Annotated in this window: 11 protein-coding genes and 1 pseudogene; 8 read left to right on the top strand and 4 right to left on the bottom strand. The window is 73.7% G+C overall.

Features of this window, described 5'->3' with window-relative positions; genetic code table 11:
- Positions 1–155: 155 nt before the first annotated feature.
- Both ACZ4Z2_RS23830 and ACZ4Z2_RS23825 read left to right on the top strand, forming a co-directional pair.
- Complete coding sequence (locus ACZ4Z2_RS23830) at positions 156–1,001, top strand: alpha/beta fold hydrolase (RefSeq protein WP_468078663.1); 846 nt, start codon at positions 156–158, stop codon at positions 999–1,001.
- A gap of 95 nt (positions 1,002–1,096) precedes the next feature.
- Positions 1,097–1,468 (top strand): DUF952 domain-containing protein, encoded by a 372-nt coding sequence (locus ACZ4Z2_RS23825; protein ID WP_468078662.1) that lies wholly within the window; start codon positions 1,097–1,099, stop codon positions 1,466–1,468.
- Between the two features lie 30 nt (positions 1,469–1,498).
- Here the strand turns inward: ACZ4Z2_RS23825 and ACZ4Z2_RS23820 are convergent, their stop codons facing one another.
- Positions 1,499–2,269 carry a metallophosphoesterase family protein gene (locus ACZ4Z2_RS23820; RefSeq protein ID WP_468078661.1) on the bottom strand — a complete coding sequence of 257 codons (771 nt, stop codon included), beginning with the start codon at positions 2,267–2,269 and terminating at the stop codon, positions 1,499–1,501.
- The gene (locus ACZ4Z2_RS23815; protein ID WP_468078660.1) at positions 2,266–5,391 is read right to left on the bottom strand and encodes an FAD-binding and (Fe-S)-binding domain-containing protein; all 3,126 of its coding nucleotides are present in this window, start codon (positions 5,389–5,391) and stop codon (positions 2,266–2,268) included. The genes ACZ4Z2_RS23820 and ACZ4Z2_RS23815 overlap by 4 nt, the downstream gene beginning before the upstream one ends.
- Positions 5,392–5,672: 281 nt before the next feature.
- On the opposite strand from ACZ4Z2_RS23815, the gene ACZ4Z2_RS23810 reads away from it, so the two are divergent.
- From ACZ4Z2_RS23810 to serC, 6 genes and pseudogenes are all read left to right on the top strand, one after another.
- Positions 5,673–8,288: a sensor histidine kinase gene (locus ACZ4Z2_RS23810; RefSeq protein WP_468078659.1), complete on the top strand. Its 2,616-nt coding sequence runs from the start codon at positions 5,673–5,675 to the stop codon at positions 8,286–8,288.
- A pseudogene (locus tag ACZ4Z2_RS23805) lies at positions 8,285–8,686 on the top strand (roadblock/LC7 domain-containing protein); the annotation flags it as partial. The gene ACZ4Z2_RS23810 and the pseudogene ACZ4Z2_RS23805, both read left to right, overlap by 4 nt.
- Before the next feature lie 320 nt (positions 8,687–9,006).
- Positions 9,007–9,354, top strand: a complete 348-nt coding sequence (locus tag ACZ4Z2_RS23800) for a DUF742 domain-containing protein (RefSeq protein WP_159769147.1) — start codon at positions 9,007–9,009, stop codon at positions 9,352–9,354.
- Positions 9,335–10,627: a cytochrome P450 gene (locus ACZ4Z2_RS23795; protein WP_468078658.1), complete on the top strand. Its 1,293-nt coding sequence runs from the start codon at positions 9,335–9,337 to the stop codon at positions 10,625–10,627. The genes ACZ4Z2_RS23800 and ACZ4Z2_RS23795 overlap by 20 nt, the downstream gene beginning before the upstream one ends.
- Positions 10,628–10,759: 132 nt before the next feature.
- Positions 10,760–14,476, top strand: a complete 3,717-nt coding sequence (locus ACZ4Z2_RS23790; RefSeq protein WP_468078657.1) for an NACHT domain-containing protein — start codon at positions 10,760–10,762, stop codon at positions 14,474–14,476.
- A 10-nt stretch (positions 14,477–14,486) separates the two neighbouring features.
- On the top strand, positions 14,487–15,605 hold the full coding sequence (serC, locus tag ACZ4Z2_RS23785; protein ID WP_468078656.1) for a phosphoserine transaminase: 1,119 nt from the start codon (positions 14,487–14,489) through the stop codon (positions 15,603–15,605).
- A gap of 90 nt (positions 15,606–15,695) precedes the next feature.
- Here the strand turns inward: serC and ACZ4Z2_RS23780 are convergent, their stop codons facing one another.
- Entirely contained in the window at positions 15,696–17,300 is a 1,605-nt protein-coding gene (locus tag ACZ4Z2_RS23780; protein ID WP_468078655.1) for an alpha/beta hydrolase, read from the bottom strand.
- A gap of 230 nt (positions 17,301–17,530) precedes the next feature.
- Positions 17,531–19,084, bottom strand: a complete 1,554-nt coding sequence (locus ACZ4Z2_RS23775; RefSeq protein ID WP_468078654.1) for a cellulase family glycosylhydrolase — start codon at positions 19,082–19,084, stop codon at positions 17,531–17,533.
- Positions 19,085–19,193: the final 109 nt, after the last annotated feature.

The raw sequence follows: 19,193 nt of genomic DNA, 5'->3' as shown, positions 1-19,193 counted from the left end.
GACAACCGCTCACCCGCAGGCGTCCTGGCCTGCCCCACCCTCGCCACACGAACGACAACGAGACAAAACCACTTAAGTCACCGGCATTGGGCCTAAGTTGGACACGGCCCCGCCGGTCCCGGTGTGGGCGAGCGTCGGAAGACGGGGGTGGCGTGGTGCCGGAGGTCGAGCTGTCGGCCGGGACGATCGACTATCAGGACACCGGCGGAGACGGGCCCGTGCTCGTGTTCGGCCACGGTCTGCCGATGACCGGGACGCAGTGGCGCAAGGTCGTCCCGCTCCTGGACGGCTACCGCTGCGTCCTGCCCACACTGCCGCTCGGCGGCCACCGCCGGCCGATGAGACCGGACGCCGACCTGTCCCACCGCGGCGTCGCACGGCTGCTGGGCGAGTTCATGGAGCGGCTGGACCTGGACGACGTGACGCTCGTCCTCAACGACTGGGGCGGCGGCCAGTTCCTGGTGACGGAGGAGCGGGGCCACAGGGTCGGGCGGCTCGTGCTGGTCGCCTGCGAGGCGTTCGACAACTTCCCGCCCGGCCCCGCCAGGGCCCTGGCCAAGGTGTGCGGGGTGCCCGGCGGCGTCCGGCTGCTGACCCGCCTCATGCGGGTCCCCGCGTTCCGGGACAACCCCCGGGGATACGGCGGGATGAGCCTGCGCGGCATCCCGGACGAGATCCTCGCCGAGTGGTTCGGCCCCGCGACCCGCAGCCGGGCCATCCGGCGGGACTTCGCCAAGTTCGCCACGTCGGCACCCGGCCGGGACGTCCTGCTGGAGTGGAGCGAGGGTCTGCGGGACTTCGACCGCCCCGTGCTCGTCGTCTGGGCCACAGAGGACCGCCTGATGCCGCGCGAGCACGGCCCCCGCCTGGCCGCGCTGTACCCGAAGGGCCGGCTGATCGAGATCGAGGACTCCTCCACACTCGTCCCCGAGGACCAGCCGGAACGGCTCGCCGAGGCGATCAGGGACTTCGTCGGGGAAACGGGCAGCGCGTCGGGATGACGGAAGGGGACGGCCATGTCGTCGCGGCGGCTGTGGGCACGGTGCCGTCGTGGTGGTGGGCCGGGGGGTGGTCGGGGGTGCTGTATAACCGGCCCATGATCCACCACGTCGTATCCCCCGAGGCCTGGGCCGCTCGGCCCGATCAGCCCTACGCTCCCGGTTCGCTCGCCGAGGACGGGTTCGTGCACTGTTCGCCGGACGAGGCGACGACCGTGGCCGTCGTCAACGCGTTCTACCGGGACGCGCCGAAGCCGTTGCACGTGCTCATGCTCGACGAGGAGCGGCTCGACGCCCGCGTGGAGTTCGAGGCGGCGGCGCCCGCCCCGCCGCCGGGTGTCGGCGACGACGTGCTGTTCCCGCATGTCTTCGGACCGCTCAACCGGGACGCCGTGGTGGGCATCCAGGAGGTCGAGTGGGACGCGGAGGGGCGGGCCACCGGGTTGAGGGACGTCACGGACCTCGGCTGACCCCGGCGGTCGGCTGCCGCTTCGGCCGCGTCACGCGTCGCCTCTGCCGTCCCTCGGGCCGAACACCGCCAGCGCCTCGGTGTCCGTCGCCCGGGCGTTCAGGTAGTAGTCGGCCCACGCGGCGATGTCCTCGTACCCGCACTCGGCGGTGAGGCGGGCGACGGCCGCGGGGATGTCGAACGGGGTCGTACGGAGGTCCACACCGGGGCCCAGCAGCGCCCAGTGCGCGCCGGCGCGGCCGTACGGCATGCCGACGCTGCCCGGGTTGACGATCAGACGGCCCCCGGCGAGGCGGGTGTAGGGCATGTGCGTGTGGCCGCAGACGATCGTGCGGACGTCGGCGGGGACGTCCGCGAGGACTTCCGCCCAGCGGGCGGGCCGGGAGTCGACCAGCACCACCTCCTCGTCGTCGCGGGGCGTCGCATGGCAGAAGAGCGTGGGTCCGAGGCCCCGGACGTCCAGGGTGCGTGTCCTCGGCAGGGACGCCAGGAAGTCGACCTGCTCGTCCCTGAGCGCCTCCGCCGCGTACGGGGCGATCGGGTCGGGGATCGCGTCGCGTGCGCCCCGGCGGTACTCGACCAGTTCACGGTCCGCGTTACCGCCGATCCACACCACCCGGTCGCCCTCCCCGCGCAACAGGTCCAGCACCTCGGCCGGTTGGGGCCCCGCCGTGATGTCACCGGTGAGCACGATGGCGTCCGCCGCCCGCACCTCCGGCTCCGCCAGTACCGCCTCCACGGCGGGCAGCACCCCGTGGATGTCGGAGAGGACGGCGACTCGTTCCCGTTCGGATGACCTCATGCCTCTTCCCTTTCCCCCGTGCACTCCTTCTCCCCTCTCCCCCGGTCCAACGCCTCCGCCAGCACCTCCGCCAGGTGTGCGCCCCGTCTTCCCGCCAGCTGCTCCAGCTGCGTCCGGCAGGAGAAGCCGTCCGCCAGGATCAGCGTGTCCTCCGTCGCCGCCTGCACCGCCGGGAGGAGTTGCTCCTCGGCGCAGGCGACGGACACGTCGTAGTGGCCCTTTTCGAAGCCGAAGTTGCCGGCCAGTCCGCAGCAGCCGCCGCTGAGGTGACCGGTGAGGCCGGCGGCGGCGCGGAGGCGGCGGTCGGGGGCGTCGCCCAGGACCGCGTGCTGGTGGCAGTGGGTCTGGCCGACCACCGGGCGGTCGATCGCGGGCGGGGTCCAGTCGGGGGCGTGGCGCTCCAGGGCCTCGGCGAAGGTGACGACGGAGGCGGCCACCTCGGCGGCCCGCGGGTCGTCGGGGAGCAGTTCGGGGAGGTCCGAGCGGAGGGTCGCCGCGCAGCTCGGTTCGAGGACGACGATGGGCAGGCCGGGAGGGGCGGGCAGGCCGGGCGGGGCAGGAGGGGCCGACGGGGCGAGGCTTGGTGCCTCTTCCGGCAACGTCCTCGGGGCGGGCGCGCGGAACAGGTCCAGCGTGTCCAGCGTGCGGCGCAGCACCGCGCGGGCCTGGTCGAGCTGGCCCGTGGAGATGTACGTCAGACCGCAGCAGACCCTGCCCCGCCGCGTCGGCGGCACGATCACCCGCAGCCCGGCTGCCTCCAGCACGCGCAGCGCGGCCCGCCCCACGGACGGGGAGAGGTACTCGGTGAAGGTGTCGGTCCACAGCAGCACGGTGACGGGCGCCCCGTACGCGCCGCCCCCGCCGCTCCGCGCCTCGTCGCCCCCGCCGTACACGCCGCCCCGCGCCCCCTCACCCCCGCCGTACACGCCGCCCCGCACCTCGTCCCGCTCCCCGGTCCGCCCCCGGTACCACCGGGAGAACGGCACCCTCGCCAGTCTCGGCAGCTCCCGCTCCGTCGCGATCCCGCCCAGCCGTTTCGCCAGGCCGGCCAACGGGCCCACGCCCGCGAGGGCGTTGACGAGGCCGGCCGTGCGGGTGCGGGCGATCAGGCGGAGCCACAGCGGCAGGCGGCCCATCGTGTAGTGGGCGGCGGGACGGCGGCGGCCCGCGTAGTGGTGGTGGAGGAACTCCGCCTTGTACGTGGCCATGTCGACGCCGACGGGGCAGTCCGAGCGGCAGCCCTTGCAGGAGAGGCAGAGGTCCAGCGCGTCCCGCACCTCGGGCGAGCGCCAGCCGCCGGTGACCACCTCTCCGGCCAGCATCTCGTGCAGGAGGCGGGCCCGGCCGCGGGTGGAGTGCTCCTCCTCCCCGGTCGCGCGGAACGAGGGGCACATGACCGCGTCCGAGCCCGGGCCCGGCTCCGTGGTCCGGCACTTGGCGACGCCCACGCAGCGTCGGACGGCCGCCGAGAAGTCGCCGCCGTCCTCCGGGTACCCGAACACCACCGGCACCGGTTCGCGGGGCAGCGGGGCGAAGCGCAGGTTCGTGTCCAGGGGAGCCGGGCGGACCAGCATGCCGGGGTTCAGGAGGTCGTCCGGGTCCCAGAGGGCCTTGGCGCGCTCGAACAGCGTGATCAGCTCGGGGCCGTACATCCTCGGGAGCAGTTCGGCCCGCGCCTGGCCGTCGCCGTGTTCGCCGGAGAGGGAGCCGCCGTGGGAGACGACCAGGTCGGCGAGTTCCTCCGAGAAGCGGCGGAAGCGGGCGACGCCCGGCCCGGTGAGGAGGTCGAAGTCGATGCGGACGTGGATGCAGCCGTCGCCGAAGTGGCCGTAGGGGGTGCCGCGCAGGCCGTGGACGCGGAGGAGGCCGCGGAAGTCCCGGAGGTAGGCGCCGAGCCGGGCGGGCGGGACCGCGCAGTCCTCCCAGCCGGGCCACGCCTCGCTGCCGTCGGGCATCCGGGTCGCCGTACCGCTGGCGTCCTCGCGGACCCGCCACAGGGCGCGCTGGGCGGCGGGTTCGGTGACCACCAGCGCGTCGGCCGCGTCCGCCGCGCGCACGAGCGCGGCGGCGTGCGCCCGCGCCTCGGCGGCCGTGTCCCCGCCCGTCTCGGCGAACAGCCACGCCCCGCCCGCCGGCAACCCGGGCGTGCCCGGCGGGACGAGGTCCGCCGCCATGCCCTCCACGGTCAGCGGGCCGTACGGCAGCAGGGCGGGGGCCGCCTCGGCCGCCGCGCTCTCGTCGGCGTACGCCAGGACGGCGAGGGCACGCGCGCGGGGTGCCTCGACAAGGCGTACGACCGCCTCCGTGAGGACGCCGAGGGTGCCCTCGGAGCCGCAGAAGGCGCGGGCCACGTCGGCGTCCTTCTCGGGGAGCAGGGCGTCGAGGGCGTAGCCGGAGATACGGCGCGGCAGGTCGGGGAAGCCGGTGCGCAGCAGGGCCAAATCGCCCTCCACCAGCGCCCGGAGGCCGTCCGGGGCGCCCGACCATCCCCGGCCGAGGCGACGGGTCGCGCCCGTGCCGTCGAGCACCGTCAGCTCGCGCACGCTGTCGGCGGTGGTGCCCCAGGCCACCGAGTGGGAGCCGCAGGAGTTGTTGCCGATCATGCCGCCGAGGGTGCAGCGGCTGTGGGTGGAGGGGTCGGGGCCGAAGCGGAGGCCGTGCGGGGCGGCGGCGTCCTGGAGGCGGTCCAGGACCAGGCCCGGCTGGACGACGGCCGTGTGCGCCTCGGGATCCAGGGCGAGCAGCCGGTTCATATGGCGGGTGAAGTCCAGGACGACGCCCGTGCCCGTGGCCTGGCCGGCGATCGACGTGCCACCGCCGCGCGCCACCACCGGCACGCCGCGCTCCCGGCACACCGACAGGACGGCCGCCACGTCGTCCGCGTCCCGGGGCGCGACCACGCCGAGCGGCACCCGGCGGTAGTTGGAGGCGTCCATGGTCATGAGCGCCCGCGCGGTCGCGTCGAACGCGACCTCGCCCCGCACGGCCGCGGTCAGCGCCGCCCGCAACTCCGCCGCCTCCGGCGACTGCGCCGCCGCACGGGCCCCTGCCGCCGCGCTCCGCTCCGCCGGTGACCGTGCCCCTGCCTGGGCCCTCGCTCGCGTCTCCCCTGCACCTTCCATCCCCCCAGCATGCATCCGACCACTGACAGTGACCACGCGGTGACAGCGGGACGGTGGCGGGGCGACGGTGGGACTGTGGCTGGGCGGCGGCGGTGCGACCTCGGGACGGTGGCCGGATTCTGGGGAGCTCACCGGAAACCGCCCGACCCTGGTCACGAACTCCCATATAGTGACGCCCAATTGAGCACCAGGTGTCGCTTCTCGCACAGGAACCGACCGTGTTACCGAGACCAGGAACCGACTGAGTTACCGAGTCCAGAACCGACCGAGGACAGCAGACCATGACCGCGCCCAGCCCCCCACGCCCCCCGGGCGACCGCCCCGCGCTCCGCTCAGTCCTGCCCCTGCCCCTGGTCACCGCCGTGTTCACCGCCGCCGCGGCCGGCGCTTCGGTCGCGCTGGCCCCCGCCTCCTTACGGGTCCCGCTGGCCGGTGGCGCGGGTGCCGCCGCCCTGCTGCTGACGCTCGCCGTCGCGGTCGCCGTCCACGCCCGGCAGTCGGCGCGGCTGCTGCGGGGCCGCCTCGACGCCGTGTCCCGCGACGCCGGGATGCTCCTCCAGGAACGGGCCCGGATGACGGCCGAGTTCGGGCAGGAACGGGCTCGGCTCTCCGAGGAGTTCCTCCAGGACCGCGCCCGGATCGCCGCCGACTACGCCCGCGAGCGGACCCGGCTCACCGCCGAACTGGACCGCGAGCGCGGCCGGCTCGCCGAGGAGCACGCCCGACTGGAGACCGAGGCCCAGGAGGAGAAGTCCCGTCTCCTCGACCGCGCCCGGCAGGCCGAGGCCGAGCGCACCGCCGCCCTCGCCGTCACCGCCAACGTGGCCGGCCGGATGCAGGCCCTCGCCACCGGCACCCTCGCCGACCTGCGCGCGATGGAGGAGCGCCACGCCGACGAGGACGTCCTCGCCGACCTGCTCCACCTCGACCACCGCACCGCCCAGGCGGGCCGCCTCGCCGACTCCGTCGCCGTCCTCGCGGGCGCCCGCTCCGGGCGCCGCTGGGCCAAGCCGATCCCCATGGAGTCGATCCTGCGGGGCGCGATGGGCCGCATCGGCGCCTACCGCCGGGTCCGGCTGCACTCGTCCAGCGAGTCGGCCGTCGCCGGGCACGCCGCCGAGGGCGTGATGCACGCGCTCGCCGAACTCCTCGACAACGCGGCGAACTTCTCGCCGCCGACCGCCGAGGTCCACGTCTACGTCGAGGAGGTGCCGGCCGGCGTCATCATCTCCGTCGAGGACTCGGGCCTCGTCATGAGCGACGTCCAGCTGCGCCGCGCCGAGCGCGCCGTCTCCGGCGAGGGCGCCGACATCACCGGCCTCACCGGCACCCGCCTCGGCCTCGCCGTCGTCGGCCGCCTCGCCCGCAAGCACGGCCTCAAGGTCTCCTTCCGCCCCTCCGCCCGCGGCGGCACGGGCGTCCTGATGCTGGTCCCGCAGGACGTGCTGGCCGGTACGGTGCGGGCGGCGGACACGGCCGCGGGAACGGTCGAGGACACCACCACCACCGCCGCCGCCCCGGGCACGGTCGAGGAGACCACCACCGCCGCCGCCCCGGGCACGGCCCCGGGGGCGCGGGCGCCCGGGCCCGCCGGCCGGCCGGCGCCGTACGCCGCCGTGCCCGCACCGCACGACCCGGACGACGAGCCGACGCCGACGCACGAGTCCCCGTTCGGCGCCGCCCCCGGCACCGAGGAGCCGCCGACGGCGCCCGGCGGCCTCCCCCGGCGCCGTCGCGGCCGGTCCCTCGCCGAGGCCGAGGCCCGCACGCGTGCCCAGGCCCCGGAGGCCCGCCCGGCCCGGGAGTCCCGGCCCGCCGACGACGCCAGCACCGGCGCCGTCCGCTTCAGCAGCTTCCGCCGCGCCGTCCGCGGCACGAGCGGCCTCGACCAGGCGTTCGTGCAGGGCACGGCGACGGGTGACGAACCGCCCACGGGGCTCCCCGGTCCGGCGGAGAGCCCGCGGCCCCGGGGCACGTCCGGGGCCGGGGGCGCGCAGGCCCCGGGCACCTCCGCGGGCGCGCTGACTCCGGGCGCCTTAGCCGGTGCGCAGGCCCCGGGCGCGTCCGGCGCACCGACCGCGACGGGCGGGCCCCTTGGGGAACCGGCCGGGGAGGGGTACGGGGAACGGGTACGTGAGCCCCTGGGGAAGCCGGGACCCGGCGCCCCGGTGGACGGCCCGACGCCGACCGGCCGGGCCGTACCGCCGCTCGCGCTGGAGCCCGTACGGGAGTCCGAGTGGGGCGTCGCCCGGGGGGCGACCTGGGAAGTGTCCCCGGCACCGGAACCCGAGTGGGAGCCGACCGCTCCCCTAGCGGACCCCGGTTGGGAGCCCGAGCCCGTGCGCGGCGCCCGGTGGGAGTTCGAACCGGTACGGGACGAGCCGTGGGAGCCCGCGCCGTCCCCCGAGACCCCATGGCGTCCGGGACTCGCCCGGATCCCCCTCGGCAACCCCGAGCCGACCCGCGACACCCCCTGGCAGACCAACCCCACCCCCACGGCACCCCAGGAACCCGAGCCGGCCCGCGACACCCCCTGGCGGAGCGAACCCACCCGCACCCCGCCCCAGGAGCCCCAGCCGGTTCCTGACGTGTCGTGGCGGGCCGGGGCCGGGGCCGAGGAGGTGGAGGAGTCTGCGCGGGACATCCAGTGGAAGCTGGACGCGTTGCGGGAGTTGGCCTGGGAGCCCGTACGGGACGTCAGCCCCACGCCGGCCGACGACACCACCCGGTCCGCCCCCGACCAGGCCCCGTCCGCCCCCGACCAGGCCCCGTCGTCCCCCACCTCCGCGGCCCCCGCTCCCCCGTACCCGGCACCCGAGGGCCGCCCCGGCCCCGATCCCGTATCCCACCCGGACCCGCGTCCGCGTCCCGACCTGGAAGGCGACCCCACCCCATGACCGGCACCGGCACCACCGCCGACAACAGGCTCACCTGGCTCATGGAGGGTTTGCTGGAACGCACTCCGGGTGCCCGGCACGCGCTCGTGCTCTCGCGGGACGGACTGAAGCTGTGCCGTACGCCGGAGCTGTCCGTCGACCAGGCCGACCAGCTCGCCGCGATCGCCGCCGGCATGCAGTCGCTGTCCCACGGGGCCTCCATGCAGTTCGGCGACGGCAGCGGCGGGGTGCGCTCGGCGATGACGGAGTTCTACGGCGGGGTCCTGTTCATCGTGGAGGCCGGCGAGGGCGCGCATCTGGCCGTCGTCACGGACGAGGAGGCCGACGCGGGGCTCGTCGGACACAACATGAGCGAACTGGTGGAGCAGTTGGGCGAGCACCTCAGCGCCCGCCCGCGCCACCGCCCGTCCGGCACCCCCGACCCGACCAACCCGCCCCCGGCCCCGCCGGCCCCGCCGGCCCGGCGCACCTCGTCGGCCCCACCAGCCTCCCCGGCCTCCCCGGCCTCCCCGGCTTCTCCGGCGTCGCCCACCGCCAACCCGCCGACCTCCACCGCCTCGGCCGCGAGCACCACGGCACCCGCAGCCACCACGACCACCACGGCCGCCGCAGCGACGACGACCACCGTGACCGCCACATCCCCCACCACCCCGACGATCCCCGCGACACCGGCGACCCCCTCGGTTACTTCGGCTACGGCTCTGGCGCCCCGTTCGTCATGAGCCGGCCCGGCAGGGACGACCTGCCCGACCGGCTGTACACCCTCACCCAGGGCCGCAGCCGGTCCGCCCCCGGCACCCCCTTCGACCTGGTCACCCTGGTCACCGCCGAGTCGCAGCCGGTGCCGGGGATGCAGTCGGAGCACACGGCGATCCTGCGGCTGACGGAACGGCCCACGGCGGTCGTGGAGATCGCCGCGGGACTCGGGCTGCCGGTGAGCATCACGAAGGTGCTGCTGTCCGACCTCCTCGCCGCGGGCCGGGTCAGTGCCCGGCACCCGCACAAGGCCACGCTGATCGATCTGGACATCCTGGAGCAGGTACTAGTTGGACTTCGCAACCTCTGAGCCCGGCGGGGACGGCCGGACACCCGGCCCGGGCCCGGGCCACCCCGGGCCCGTCCCCCTCCCCGTCTCCCTCACCGGCGCCCGCTTCCGGGGCGACCCCGCCGCCCTCTACCGCGAGCTGCGGCGCGAGCACGGCGAGGTCGTGCCCGTGCTGCTCGACGGGGACGTACCGGCGTGGCTGGTGCTGGGCTACCGCGAACTGCACCAGGTGACGAGCGACCCGGAACTGTTCAGCAGGGACCCCGCGTTGTGGAACCAGTGGCCGAACATCCCCGCCGACTGGCCCCTGTTGCCGGTGATCAGCCGGGAGCAGCCGTCGATCCTCGGCTCGGTCGGCGAACGGCACCGGCGGCGGGCGGCCCTGCTCGGCGAGGCGCTGGAGGCGGTCGACCCGTTCACACTGCGCGGGCACGCCGAGCGGTTCGCGGACGAGCTGCTCGACGCGGTGTGCGGGGCGGGCACGGCCGACCTGGTGACGCAGTACGCGGCACTGCTGCCGGTGCGTGTGCTGGCGTACCTCTTCGGGTTCCCGGAGGAGCAGGGGCCGTCCCTGGTCACGGCGTTGACCGACATCCTCGACGGCCAGGGACGGGCGCGCGCCGCCGAGGCGGAGGTGACGGCGGCGATGACACGGCTCGTGACGGAGCGGCGGCAGTGTCCGGCGGACGACGTGGTGTCCCGGCTGCTGGCGAACGCGCCCGCGTACGGCTTCTCCGTCGAGGAGGTCACGCACGACGTGATGGTCATGCTGGCCGCCGGGCACCAGCCGACCACCGACTGGATCGGCAACTCCCTGCGGCTGATGCTGACCGACGAGCGGTTCGCGGCCTCCCTGTTCGGCGGGCGCAGCAGCGTCGCGGAGGCCATGAACGAGGTGCTGTGGGAGGACGCCCCCGTCCAGAACGCGGCCGGCCGCTGGACCACCCGGGAGACCCGGCTCGGCGGCCGTGCCCTGCGCACCGGCGACCTGGTCGTCCTGGGCCTGCAGGGCGCCAACTCCGACCCGCGCGTCCGCACCCACGGCTCCGCGCTCACCGGCGGCAACAGCGCGCACTTCTCCTTCGGGCACGGCGAGCACCGCTGCCCGTTCCCGGCGCGGGAGATCGCCGAGGTCATCGCGCGCACCGGTATCGAGGTCGTCCTGGACCGGCTGCCGGACCTCGACCTCGCCGTACCGCGGGAGACGCTCACGCGGCGGCCCTCGCCCTGGCTGCGAGGGCTGGTGGGGCTGCCGGTGCGGTTCTCGCCGTCGCCCGCGGTCGGCGGGCGCTGACCGTGCGGCGTCGAGTGGCGGGGGCGGGCCCCTGCTGGTGAACTGAAGGCAGGGATCCCTCCGCCTCGACATCCCGTGCCCGGAAGCGTCGGCCCCCGGCCGATCCCGGCCGAGCCGACGAAGTGGTGGCCGATGGGATACGCACTCCACCCGCACAAGGTCAAGATCGTCACGGGGCCGGCGCAGGCAGGCCCTCTCCATGAACTCTGGGCGCGTGTGCGGCGCCCGTTCGTCTCCGTCTTCTGGCATCTGCGCGGCCGCTGGCTGCTGCACCGGGGCGTCACCCGTGCCGGGCGGTGGTGGAACCCGCCGTGGACGACGGCGCTGGTGGCGCTCATGGCCCTGCTGACGGCGGGGCTCCTCGCCTGGTGCTTCGTCGCCGTGCTGGACCTGATCGGCAAGACGTCGCTGGTGAACGACTTCGGGCCGCACGACCTGTGCATGGGGAACGGCCGCAAGGAGAACAACAACGCCGCCGCGTGCGACGCGGTGACGGGCGTGGCCATGCCGATCCTGCTGCTTTCGGCGTCCACCATCCTCTTCCTGTCCTGGCGTCTGTGGCAGGTCCGCCGCTACTGCACGTACCAGGCCCGGCACGACCCCGGGCGGCTGGTGCAGACGGCCGGGAGCCTGATGGACGAGGTGGTCGGACGCGACCAGCTCTGCAACGCCATCATGAAGAACCTCAACGACAAGAAGGTCCGGCGGCCCCATGTCGTCGTCGGCGGGGTGGGCGTCGGCAAGACCGCCCTGCTGGTCCGGCTGGCGCAGAAGCTCGCCGCGGTGGGGGCGGTGCCCATCCCCGTGCGGCTGCGGGACGTGCAGGGCGACCAACCGCTGGACTTCGACGAGTTGGCGCTCGCCCGGTTCCGGGAGATCGTGCGGGCGAAGGTGCGCTCCGAGGGCGAGGTCGACCGGATCTGGCGGTGGCTCAGACAGCGGGCGGACCGGATCGTGGTCCTCGCGGACGGCCTGGAGGAGGCGTTCGGCGAGGACGACATGACCGGCCGCCGGGACAACCTGATCCGGGACGCGATCCGCAGGGCCGGCGAGGAGGGGCTGCCGCTGGTGATCGCCTCGCGGCCGCACGACCCGCTGCGCGCGATGCAGGCGGCCGTGTCCGAGCTGGAGCCGCTGAGCAACGAGGCGGCGTTGCGGTACGTCGCCGGCAGCGGCAGCTGGCGCGCCGACCTCACCGTGCTGGACCGCATCGTGGAGGCCGCCGACATGGCGGAGTCCCCCATCTATCTGAAGATCGCCCGGGATCTGCACGCCCAGGACCTGCTGGAGCCCCTGTGGGACGACGGCGGTGACCCGGACCTCCTGTTGTACGACAGCTGGCGGCTGCGGGCGGCGCTGATGGAGACGTGGATCCACGCCCTCGTCGCCGGGGACGTCCACCCCGAGCTGCCGATCGACCACGACACGAGGCTGGCGGTGGTGGAGTACATCTCGGCGCTCGCGTGCGTGGGGCTGGCCTCCGACAGCGCCGACGTGGGGCTCGGGGAGCTGGGCTCGGCCCTCGCCGACGCGGACGGCGCGTCTCGGGCCCGGGGGTTCGCGGTGCGGGCGGGCCCGAACCGGGAGTGGAACGGGCGGGTCGCCCGCGAACTGAACCGGCGCATGGGGGAACTGAGGTGGTGCCCGGAGACGTACGCCCTGCGGCGTGGCGCCCCCTGGAGCATGCCGCGGCACCCCTGCCAGGGGGCGTCCGGCGGCTCCGGCTGGTGGGTGGGGCCCAGGGTCGACATCAGGATCGCCGCGACCTGGGGCACCCGGATGGGGCTGGTCCACGAGAGCGGCGACCAGGTCCGCTTCCAGCACAGCATCGTGCAGGCGTATCTCGGCTCCCGGTTCCTGGACAAGATCTTCGGGCCCCCGGCCGGACCCGCGCGCGGCGGCGGTGCGACGACCTCCGCTCCCCCGCGCGAGGCGCCCGACGCGCACATCGCCCGGGCGCTGCGGCAGGGCGGGCGGGAACTGCTCATCGCGCTCACGCTGTACTCCCGGTCGCCGAAGGGGCGGTGCGTGTGCGGGCCCTCGGGGACGGGCCGGCGGACCTGCCCCGTGGACCGGATGCGGGAGTTGCTCACCGCTCAGGCCAAGGATCTGCTGGCCGAGGCGGCCGACGCCGCGCACGCGGTCGGGCGGGAGAGCGGCGACGGGGAGTCCGACGACCGCGGCAGTCCCCGGCTGCGGGCGCTGGAGAGCTACGGCGCGGCCGTGGAGATCGACAGTGTGGCGGTCGCGCCGCGGCAGGAGGACCTCGTCGGGGAGATCGAGCGGGACTGGCACCGGCTCGGCCAGAACGAGGACCCCGCCCGGCTGCGCGAGGCGAAGATCGCGCTGGTGAAGCAGTGCGGCACGGCCGTGCGCCGGCTGGCCGCCGTACGCGGTCGCGCGCCCGGCGACGAGCATCCGGCGTACCCGGTGTACGAGGTCATGTTCCGGATCGGCGGCAAGGAGACGGACCGCCGGGTGCGCGAGGCGCTGGTGAAGGAGGTGGGCGCGGGCGGCGAACCGGCGTATCAGGCGCTGTGCCGCGAACTCACCGAGGCGTGCGCCGCCGTCGAGACCGGGCGGCACCGGCGCCCGGCGGGCCGGGTGACGTGGTCGCCGCAGGAGGCGGACGGGTCGCGCTCGTGGCGGTGGGACCTGGCGGACCACCGGGCTCGGGAGGATCGCAGGGCGGCGGAGGAGGAGGCCCTGACGGAGAAGGGCCGATGGAACTGCAACACCATGCGGGCCTGGCTGCTGCCGCTGCTGGTGGACTCCGCGGCGATGGGCCGGCGCCAGGCGAGCCCCCGTGACGACCTGGACAACTGGGTGCGGGTGGCGACCGGTGCGGCCCGTGCCCCGATCGACGACGACGGGCCCGGCGCCTTGGTCGGACTGGGGGTGGCGCTGGCCCAGGGGTTCAAGTTCGCCGCCAACCGGCGGCCGGGGCCGGGCGCCGTCCGAGGGGCCCGCGAGTTCCTCGTCAAGCAGGCGCGGGACCTGCTGCGGCAGAGCACCTTCTGGTACACGCGGCTGACGCTGCTGCACGCCCTGACCCTGTGGAGCCTGCCCGACGACGTCACCGCCGACCAGCCGCTGCGCGGCCCGGGCTCGGACCCCCGGGGGCAGGTGCGGGAGTGGCTGGCGCTGGGCGACCGGGGCCGGGAGGAGCATCCGCTGGTCGCGGGGGCGGCGAAGCTGGCGGTCCGGGCGTTGCAGACGCGGCGGCCGGAGCGGTTCCTGTGGATCGACGAGGCGGCGGTGGCGTCCTGCATCGGCACCGAGGTGGGGCTGCCGGGCGAACAGCGGGCCCACAACCTGTGGATACCGCCTTCGACCGGCTGGAGCACGCTGGACCCGAGGGCGCAGCAGCTGCTGGCGGACGTCCTGCTGCTGATGGTGCTCGGCGAGCGGGCGCACCGGCCGAAGGACGCGTTCCCCCTGCTGGAGCTGTGTGCGCGGGATCCGGCCCGGATGCCGACGTGCGTCCGCGCGGACCGCACCCGCCTGCGCCCGGTCCGCGGGGCGGAGGGCCAGGCGCAGCCGGGTTCGAACTGCACGCACGACTGCCGGCTGAGGATGTGCCCGTATCCGGCCAAGGTCGAGAGCCTGCGCGTGGAGTTCAGCGAGGTCTTCTGCCTGCACCAGCGGGACATGCTGAAGAGGTGGCAGCCGCGGGCGTGGGCCTCGCTGCGGTTGCGGCGGGAGGCCCCGTGGCAGCGCGGGGTGCCGGTCGCCGGGATGCGCCGCTTCTGGGACCGGATGAGCGACCGGGCCCGGGACATCGACCCCGGCGCGGACCCCGTCTCACCGGACGGACGACGTTTCGCCCGCGTTTCGCGGAGCCGATAGGCTCGCACCCGTGGCTGATATCCAGATCCCCGCTGACATCAAGCCCGCCGACGGACGTTTCGGCGCTGGCCCCTCCAAGGTGCGGACGGAGGCGCTGGACGCGCTGGCCGCGACCGGCACCTCCCTGCTCGGCACCTCGCACCGCCAGGCCCCGGTGAAGAACCTGGTCGGCCAGGTGCGCGAGGGCATCAGCGAGCTGTTCTCCCTCCCCGAGGGCTACGAGGTGATCCTCGGCAACGGCGGCTCCACCGCGTTCTGGGACATCGCGACGCACGGCCTGATCGAGAACAAGAGCCAGCACCTCACCTTCGGCGAGTTCAGCTCGAAGTTCGCCAAGGCCGCCAAGCTGGCCCCGTGGCTGGCCGAGCCGACCGTCGTCTCCTCCGACCCCGGCACGCACCCGGAGCCGGTCGCCGAGGCGGGCGTCGACGTCTACGCCTTCACGCACAACGAGACCTCCACCGGTGTGGCCGCCCCGATCCAGCGGGTGTTCGGCGCCGACGAGGGTGCCCTCGTGCTGGTCGACGCCACCTCCGGCGCGGGCGGTCTGCCCGTCGACATCGCCGAGACGGACGTCTACTACTTCGCCCCGCAGAAGTCGTTCGCCTCCGACGGCGGCCTGTGGATCGGTGTGTTCTCCCCGGCCGCGATCGAGCGCGCCGAGCGGATCCACGCGAGCGGGCGGCACGTCCCGGAGTTCTTCTCGCTGCCGACGGCGATCGACAACTCCCGCAAGAACCAGACGTACAACACCCCGGCGCTCGCGACGCTGTTCCTGCTGAACCAGCAGCTGGAGTGGATCAACGGCCAGGGCGGTCTCGCCTGGTCCACGGCCCGCACCAAGGACTCCTCGACCCGCCTGTACGGCTGGGCGGAGGAGTCGAAGTACGCGACGCCGTTCGTCTCGGACCCGGCCAAGCGCTCCCAGGTCATCGGCACGATCGACTTCGCCGACGAGATCGACGCCGCCGCCGTCGCCAAGGCCCTGCGCGCCAACGGCATCGTCGACACCGAGCCCTACCGCAAGCTCGGCCGCAACCAGCTGCGCGTGGCGATGTTCCCGGCGATCGACCCGGCGGACGTCGAGGCGCTCACCAAGTGCGTCGACTACGTGATCGAGAAGCTCTAGCCGTTCAGCGGTACGACGCCGAAGGGCGCCCGGTGCGGTCACCGGGCGCCCTTCGTGTCGTCCTACGGGGTGGTGCTCAGCCCGGCGGGGTCAGCCGCGGCCGATGATGCCGTGCAGGGCGGCGCCGCCCGTCGCGGTGGACGCGCCCGACTGCGCCGACATCTTCTGCGCGGCGTGCGGCTTCGGGTCGGGCAGCTTCTTGCAGACCGCGTCGACCTTGCCCTTGCCGTGCGGCACCTTGCCGCTGGAGAGGTACGTCGCCAGGTACTTGTCGAGGCAGGCGTTGCCGCTCAGCGAGATGCCGTGGTTGCCGCCGCCCTGCTCGACGACCAGGCTGGAGTTCTTGAGCAGCTTGTGGACGGTGAGACCGCCCTGGTACGGGGTGGCCGCGTCGTCCGTCGCCTGGAACAGCAGCACCGGCGGGAGCTTGGAGTTGGCGACGTTCACCGGCTTCAGCGACTTGGTCGGCCAGAACGCGCACGGCGCGTTGTACCAGGCGTTGTTCCAGGTCATGAAGGGCGCCTTCTTGTAGACGGCCCAGTTGTCCTTGTTCCACTTGTTCCAGTCGCGCGGCCAGGACGCGTCACGGCACTGGACCGAGGTGTAGACGCTGTAGCCGTTGTCGCCGGAGGCGTCGACGGCCGCGAAGTTCTGGTACGCCTCGACCAGCGGGTCGCTGTTCTTGTCACCCACGTAGGCCGCGAACGCCTCGGCGAGGTCCGGCCAGTAGCCGTTGTAGTAGCCGCCGGGGATGAACGTGTCCTCCAGCTCGGAGGCGCCCACCTTCACCGAACCGCCGACGGGCTTCTTGGCGAGGTCGGCGCGCATGGCGTACCACTTCGCCTCGATCTTGGCCGGGTCGGTGCCGAGCTTGTAGGTGGCGTTGTTCTTGGCGATCCACTTCATGAACGCCTTGTGGCGCTTGTCGAAGGCGTAGTCCTGGTCGAGGTTGTCCTCGTACCAGACGCCCGTCGGGTCGACTATGGAGTCGAGCACCAGGCGGCGCACACGGTCGGGGTACTGCTTGGCGTACACGGCGCCGAGGTAGGTGCCGTACGAGTAGCCGAAGTAGTTGATCTTCTTGGCGCCGAGCGCCTTGCGGATCGCGTCCATGTCCTTCACGGCGTTGGCCGTGTTGATGTGCGGCAGGACGTCCTTGTACTTCTTGGCGCAGGCGGCCGCGAAGGACTGGGCCCGGTCGAGGTTGGCCTTCTCGAGGGCGGGCGTGCTGGGCACGGAGTCCGGGCGCACGGGGTCGAAGTGGCCCGGCTTGCAGTTCAGGGCCGGCTTGCTGGCCCCCACGCCCCGCGGGTCGAAGCCGATGACGTCGTACTGGGAGGCGACGGACTTGGGCAGGGAGCCGGCGACGAAACCGGCCAGCGACAGACCGCTGCCGCCGGGGCCGCCGGGGTTGACCAGCAGCGGGCCCTGGTACTTCTTCGCGGTGTGCGGCACGCGGGACAGCGCCAGCGTGACCTTCTTCCCGCCCGGCTTGGCGTAGTCCAGCGGCACCGTGATCGACGCGCACTGCATCGTCGGGGCGCTGTCCGTGGCGCACTTCTTCCAGGAGACCTTCGCGGCGGCGGCCTGCACGGTGTTCACGGAGTGCGGCGCGCTGGCGTTGGCGGGGGCGGCTGCGAGCGTCCCGGCCAGTACGACGGTGGCGCCGCTGAACACGGCTGCGCTTCTCTTCATGGAGTTCTCTCTGAACAGTGAGGGGGGTTCCAGGACCACGAGGTACGCGGTCCGTGCCGCATGGTTCCTGAAGATCACGCGCCGCATGAACAGATTCGACCAAGACTTGACTGAATTGAGTCATTGGGAACGCTCAAATTGCCCACAGAAAAGGTCAGTTGGCCTTATGTGGGACATCCTCGGCCGACCGTCCGACGGGGCGCCCGGAGCGTCGCCGGGCGCCCCCTGGTTCAGGTCGCGGTGCAGGTGACGCTCGGGACGGCCCCGCCCCCGGGCGCGCCCCCGAAGCCGAGGGTCGCCGAAGCGCCCGCGGCGAGGGCGCCGTTGTGGGCGGCGTTCGTCGCGGTGACCGTCGGGCCGGTCTGGGTGTACGTCGCGTTCCACATGTTCACGACCTTCTGGGAGCCGCTCCAGGTCCAGGTCACCTTCCAGGACTTGAGGGCGGTCGGGCCCGTGTTGGTCACCTTCACCTCGCCGTTGAAGCCGCCGCCCCAGTCGCTGCTGACGGTGTAGACGGCGGCGCAGGCGGGCTTCCCGCCACCCGGGTCCCCGGGGTCACCGGGGCCACCCGGATCGCCGGAGCCGCCGCCCGGCGGGAAGCCCGGCGCCTTGATGCTCGCCAGATAGCCGTCCTTCACCGTGTCGACGCTCTGCCAGTCGTCCTTCAGGATGCCGCCGGTGTCACCCGAGTTGGGGTTCCAGGACCAGAAGGTCCAGTGGAAGGAGTCGTTGCCGTACGCCGAGGTCGAGCGGAGGTAGGTCACCAGGGCGGCCAGCCAGCGCTGGTCGACCGTGGACTGCAGGGTCGTACCGAACTCGCCCACCCAGACGGGGGCGATGTTCTGCTTGAAGATGTATCCCCAGTAACGGTCCCAGACGCCCGGCATGTTGTTGGGGAAGTTCGGGTCGCTGAACCAGCTCTGCTGGGCCACGCTGGTGGCGTAGTCGTGCGCGGAGTAGACGAGCCGGTTCGCCACGTCGAGCCGTACGGGGTGGTCGGCCACGCCCATCAGGTTGCCGCCCCACCAGCCGGAGACGCCGTTGTACGTCTGGACGCCCTCGACGAAGACCAGCAGGTCGGGGTTGGCCGAGAGGACCGCGTTGCCGGCGCGTTCGGCGGCGAGCCGCCAGTCCTTGGAGGTGTCGCCGCAGCCCCAGCAGGCCGGGTCGTGCGGCTCGTTGTGGAGGTCGATGCCGATGACGGTGGAGTCGCCCTTGTAACGGGCGGCCAGGGCCTTGAGGTTGGCGATCCACGTCGACTCGGGGACCGCCGAGGTGTACCAGAGCGCCGACTGGCCCGCCGAGTCCGGGCGGTGCCGGTCCAGGATGATCTTCAGACCGCTCCGGCCGGCGTGCGCGACGATCTTGTCCAGGACCTGGAGCGAGGTCAGACCCCGCAGATCGGTGTTCTTGCCGTCGAAGTTGAGGCTGTCGGGCATGGTGCCCGGCTTGAGGATGTCGTCGCTGTAGGGGATGCGCAGGGTGTTGTAGCCCAGCGACTTCATCTGGTCGATCATGCTCTTGTAGTCGCGGGACCACAGGCCGTGGGGCACGTGGTTGGCGGTCTCGAAGCCGAACCAGTTGATGCCGGCGATCCGCACCGACTGGTTGTTCGCGTCGAGGATCTGGCGCCCGTTGGTGTGCCAGTAGCCGGCGCCGGCGGCGGCCTGAGCCGCCGGGGCCTCGGCCGCGGCGGCCGACGGTGCGCCGCCGGCCAGTGGCAGCACCAGCACGGCGGCGGCCGCGCACAGGGCGCCCAGAGTTCTCCGTAAGCTGCGGAACATGACGCTGCTTCCTCCTCGGGAGGCGCGGGCCCGGAAGAGGTGGGAGCGCTCCCACCGCCCGCGCACTCCCATGGAAGACAGATCACATGGACACGTCAAGGCGTCCGAC

The sequence above is a fragment of the Streptomyces sp. NPDC030183 genome (genome assembly GCF_055573455.1).
Note: the sequence above shows the minus strand (reverse complement) of the source record. Positions and strands in the feature narration are given on the sequence as shown.